Annotated in this window: 5 protein-coding genes; all 5 read left to right on the forward strand. The window is 70.5% G+C overall.

Features of this window, described 5'->3' with window-relative positions; all coding sequences use genetic code 11:
* Positions 1–221 precede the first annotated feature (221 nt).
* A complete protein-coding gene (locus tag C666_RS18445; protein WP_004347840.1) occupies positions 222–1,658 on the forward strand; it encodes a high affinity choline transporter 1 in 1,437 nt (478 codons plus the stop codon).
* Between the two features lie 149 nt (positions 1,659–1,807).
* The gene (gene ubiU, locus C666_RS18450) at positions 1,808–2,824 is read left to right on the forward strand and encodes a ubiquinone anaerobic biosynthesis protein UbiU (protein ID WP_028792327.1); all 1,017 of its coding nucleotides are present in this window, start codon (positions 1,808–1,810) and stop codon (positions 2,822–2,824) included.
* Positions 2,825–2,837: 13 nt separating this feature from the next.
* Positions 2,838–3,749, forward strand: coding sequence for a U32 family peptidase (locus C666_RS18455; RefSeq protein WP_004347842.1), 912 nt, complete (start codon positions 2,838–2,840; stop codon positions 3,747–3,749).
* Positions 3,750–3,847: 98 nt separating this feature from the next.
* Positions 3,848–4,393: a ubiquinone anaerobic biosynthesis accessory factor UbiT gene (gene ubiT / locus C666_RS18460; RefSeq protein WP_004347844.1), complete on the forward strand. Its 546-nt coding sequence runs from the start codon at positions 3,848–3,850 to the stop codon at positions 4,391–4,393.
* 171 nt (positions 4,394–4,564) lie between these two features.
* Positions 4,565–5,215, forward strand: a 651-nt coding sequence (gene thiL, locus C666_RS18465) for a thiamine-phosphate kinase (protein WP_004347847.1), incomplete at its 3' end; no start/stop codon positions are given.

Raw genomic sequence — 5,215 nt, forward strand, 5'->3', positions numbered from 1 at the left:
TGCCGCGCTGAAGCCACCGCCGGCGCCGCCGGGGCCCGCCGCTGCGGCGCGGACCGCCCCCGCGGCACGGCGTCCGTCGCCCGCTCCGCACGGCCGCCTGTACGCGCCCGAAACAGCCGCGAATTGCGCTGCAACACCCGGCCGATTCGTTGCTAGAATCCGCCGGTTTTGCCGTCGACCCCACTGCGTTCACTCCCACCCCGCCGCCTGGAGACGCCCCCATGATGCTCTGGCTCGTTGCCGCCTACCTGGTCGTGTCCATCGCGATCGGGCTCATCGCCGCTACCCGGGTGCACAACACCCAGGACTACGTCAATGCCGGCCGCAACCTGCCGATGGCGGTGGTGCTCGCGATGGTGTTCGCGACCTGGTTCGGCGCCGAAACCGTGCTCGGCATCTCGGCCACCTTTCTCGAAGAGGGCTTCCGCGGCCTGATCTCCGACCCGCTCGGCGCTTCGGCCTGCCTGGTGCTGTTCGGCCTCGTCTTCGCCCGCCCGCTGTACCGGCTCAACCTGCTGACGCTGGGCGACTTCTTCCGCATGCGCTACAACCGCACGACCGAGCTGGTGCTGTCGATCTGTATCGTGCTGTCCTACCTGGGCTGGGTCGCGGCGCAGATCACCGCGCTGGGCCTGGTGTTCAGCCTGCTGTCGGCGGACGCGGTATCGATGAACCAGGGCATCATGATCGGCTCGGCGGTGATCCTGGTCTACACGCTGTTCGGCGGCATGTGGTCGGTGGCCGTGACCACCTTCGTGCAGATGATCATCATCGTCCTCGGCCTGCTGTACGTCACCTGGCTCGCCGGCGACATGGCGGGCGGCTTCGGCCCGGTGATCTCGCGGGCCGCCGCAGAGGGCAAGTTCGAGTTCCTGCCTTCGCTCGACCTGCTCGACATGGTCGCCTGGATCGCCGCCTTCGCCACCATGGCGCTGGGCTCCATTCCCCAGCAAGACGTGTTCCAGCGCGTCAACTCGTCGAAGAGCGAGAACATCGCGGTCTGGGCCACGGCGCTCGGCGGCGTCAGCTATTTCTTCTTCGCCGCGGTGCCGCTGTTCCTGGCCTACACCGCCAACATCATCGACCCGGCGATGGTCGAGCGCCTGATGGAGCAGGACTCGCAGCTCATCCTGCCGACGCTGGTGCTGCAGTACATGCCCTTCTACGCCCAGGTGATCTTCTTCGGCGCGCTGCTGTCGGTGATCATGAGTACCGCCTCGGGCACCCTGCTGGCGCCGTCGGTGACCTTCGCCGAGAACGTGCTGCGCGGCTTCATCCCGGACATGAAGGACCGCCACTTCCTGTGGTGCACCCGCGTCACCATCACCGTGTTCACCGCACTGGTGGCCTGGTACGCCACCCGCACCGACGCGTCCATCCACCACATGGTCGAGAACGCCTACCGCGTGACCCTCGCCGGCGCCTTCGTCCCACTGGCCGCCGGGCTGTTCTGGAAGCGGGCCAACAACCTGGGGGCGGCGCTGGCGATCGGGCTCGGCCTGTCGACTTGGATCCTGCTCGAACTCTTCGTCGCCGAGGGCGATGTCGAACCGCAGCTCTACGGCTTGTTCGCCAGCGCGCTCGGCATGCTGGCCGGCGGCTTGCTCGGCCCGCGCCCGGCGCCGCACCTCCAGGCGGGCGGCCGCACCGCGCACTGAGCCGCCCCTCCGCGCGTCTTTCCTTGCTGGCGGCGGCGCGCGGCGGCCCACATCGACGGGCAGCTGTCGCGGCCGGGTTTGATGGCGATCAACGCAGGGGCGGCGGCCCTCGTCTATGGTGGCGGCGTTTTTCCTCCGCCCCGGACACCATCACCGTGCCTAACCCGATCGAGCTCGTCTGCCCCGCCGGCAGCCTGCCGGCCCTCAAGACCGCCGTCGACCACGGCGCCGACTGCGTCTATCTCGGCTTCAAGGACGCAACCAACGCGCGCAACTTCACCGGCCTGAACTTCGACCCGCCGCAGATGCGCGAAGGCGTCGCCTACGCCCACGCGCGCGGCCGCAAAGTGCTGCTGGCGCTCAACACCTATCCGCAGACAGGCAACTGGCCAAGCTGGACGCAAGCGATCGACCGCGCCGCCGAGTTCGGCATCGACGCGCTGATCCTGGCCGACCCCGGCCTGATGGACTATGCCGCCCGCACCCATCCGCAGTTGCGCCTGCACCTGTCGGTGCAGGGCTCGGCCACCAGCTACGAGGCGATCAACTGGTACCGCGAGCGCTTCGGCATCCAGCGCGCGGTGCTGCCGCGCGTGCTGTCGATGGCCCAGGTCGGCAGCGTGGTCGCCAACACCCCGGTCGAGATCGAAGTCTTCGGCTTCGGCGGCCTGTGCGTGATGGTCGAGGGCCGCTGCGCGCTGTCGGCCTATGCCACCGGCGAATCGCCCAACTGCAACGGCGCCTGCTCGCCTGGCAAGCACGTGCGCTGGGAAGACACGCCGCGCGGCATGGAAACCCGCCTCAACGGCATTCTCATCGACCGCTTCGCCGACGGCGAGCGCGCCGGCTATCCGACACTGTGCAAGGGCCGTTTCGAGGTCAACGACGAGACCTACTACGCACTCGAAGAGCCGACCAGCCTCAACACGCTCGAACTGCTGCCCGAACTGGCGCGCATCGGCATCCGCGCGATCAAGATCGAAGGCCGCCAGCGCAGCCCGGCCTACGTCGCCCAGGTCACCAAGGTATGGCGTGCCGCGCTCGACAAGCTCGCGCGCGGCGGTGCCGAGGCGTTCAGCGTGCTGCCCGCCTGGATGGCCGAACTCAACAAGGTGTCCGAAGGCCAGAGCCACACGCTCGGCGCCTACTACCGCCCGTGGAAATAGTGAGACCCCCCCGATGAAACTCGCCCTCGGCCCCCTGCTCTACTACTGGCCGCGCCAGAGCGTGCTCGATTTCTACGCCGACCTCGCCGAGGCACCGGTCGACAGCGTCTATCTCGGCGAGACCGTGTGCTCGCGCCGCCACGAACTGCGCCTCGACGACTGGCTCGAAGTCAGCAAGGTGCTCGCCGACGCCGGCAAGGAAGTCGTCGTCAGCACCCAGGGCCTGATCGAATCCGAATCCGACCTCAAGGTGCTGCGCCGCATCGTGCGCCAGAGCGTGGACGGCGCGCCGGGCTTCCGCGTCGAAGCCAACGACATGGGCGCGGTGCGCCTGCTCGCCGAAGCCGGCGCCAGGGACTGGATCGCCGGCCCGACGCTGAACATCTTCAACCCGGCGACGCTGCAGTTGATGATCGATGCAGGGGCCACGCGCTGGGCGGTCGCGCCCGAGATGTCGGGCGCGGCGCTGGCCGAGGTGCGCGCCGTGCTCGCCGCACCGGTCGAGACCGAGGTCTTCGCCTACGGCCGCCTGCCGCTGGCGCACTCGGCGCGCTGCTTCACGGCGCGCCATTTCAACCTGCAGAAGGACACCTGCGAGTTCCGCTGCCTGTCGATCATGGACGGCATCACGCTGCGCACCCGCGAGGGCGAGCCCTTCCTGACGCTGAACGGCGTACAGACCCAGTCGGCGCGCGTGCACACCCTGCTCGGCGACCTGCCCGCGGTACGGCAGGCCGCCGAAGTGCTGCGCATCAGCCCGCAGGGCGCGGACACGCGCCGGATCGTGGAACTGTTCCGCGCCGTCCTCGACGGTGCCCAGGCGCCGGCCGCCGCGCTCGCCGCCAGCCGCGAACTGATGGTCGAAGCCCCGTGCAACGGCTTCTGGCACGGCCGCGCCGGCGTCGAGCAGTATGTGGCGGCCTGAGTCCTTTCCCCGCCGCCCGGCGCCCTTCATCCCGCCGCGGGCATCCCGCGCGAGCCCGCGGCCCCCGTCAGGACGCGCCGCCCATCCGGAGCAAGAACATGTCCGCACTGCCCTCACTTCCGCGCCTGCCCCGCCCGCCGCTGCCGGCCGTCCTGCTGCCCGGCGGCCTGCGCCGCCGCATCGGCGAACGCCTGGAGAATTTCCGCGTCCCCGACTTCACCGTGCCCGCGCGGCTCGCGAAAGTGGCCGCACACCTGCCGCAGCAGCCGCCTACCCTGGCCCTGACCCTGGCGCTGAATCTGGCCCTCGACCGCATCCTGCCGCGCGACACGCTCGCCCCCCTGACGGGCCGCCACCTGCAGATGCGGGTGCTCGACGCCGGCCTCACGCTCGATTTCACGCTGGGCGACGGCGGCTTCCGCCGCGCCGCGCCGGCCGCCGGCGCCCGGCCCGACCTCGTCATCTCCGCCACCACGCGCGACTTCATCGCCCTGGCGCTGCGCGAGGAAGACCCCGACACCCTGTTCTTCAGCCGCCGCCTGCGCATGGAAGGCGACACCGAACTCGGCCTGCTGGTCAAGAACACCCTCGACGCGGTCGACTGGGACGCGCTGAAGGCAAAGCTGGGCCTCGGGGGCCGATGAAGCGATCGGCAGGGGCGGCTTCAGCCGCTCCCGCGAAAAACGGGGCTGTCGGCGGGAATGCCCACGGACCGATGATGGCCTCGCGCAAACGACGGCGGCCATGGGGATAGCGGGCGGGCGGGCGGCATCTGCGTTAAGCTTGCGCCCCCGCTTCGCTGCCGCACCTGCGCCATGCCCTGCCCGACCGATCCCGCTCTGCCCGCGGCGCCCTCGTCCGCGCCTCCATCCGAGTTCGACCTGATCCGGCGGCATTTCACCCGCAATGCGCGGCACACCGATCTCGCCGTCGGCGACGACGCCGCCCTGGTGCGCGCGCGGCCGGGCATGCAGTTGGCCATTTCCACCGACATGCTCGTGTCCGGCACGCATTTCTTCGCCGGCACCGACCCCGAGGACCTCGGCTGGAAAACGCTGGCGGTCAATGTCTCGGACCTGGCGGCGATGGGTGCGGAACCGCGCTGGGCCTTTCTCGCACTGGCGTTGCCGGCGGTGGACGAGGCCTGGATCGCCGCCTTCGCCCGCGGCCTCTTCGCGTGTGCCGATGCCTTCGGCGTGGACCTGGCCGGCGGCGACACCACGCGCGGACCGCTCAACCTGTCGCTGACGATCGTCGGCGAAGTCCCGCAGGGCGAAGCGGTGACGCGCGCCGGCGCCCGCCCCGGCGACGACCTGTGGATCTCCGGCCAACCCGGCCTGGCCGCGCTCGGCCTGGCCGCGCTGCGTGGCGAAGTCGTGCTGAACGACGCCGGCCGGCGCCACTGCGTCGCCGCGCTGCAGCGGCCGCAGCCGCGCCTGGCGCTGGGCCAGGCGCTGCGCGGCCTC

Source organism: Thauera linaloolentis 47Lol = DSM 12138 (genome assembly GCF_000310205.1).
GTDB lineage: Bacteria > Pseudomonadota > Gammaproteobacteria > Burkholderiales > Rhodocyclaceae > Thauera > Thauera linaloolentis.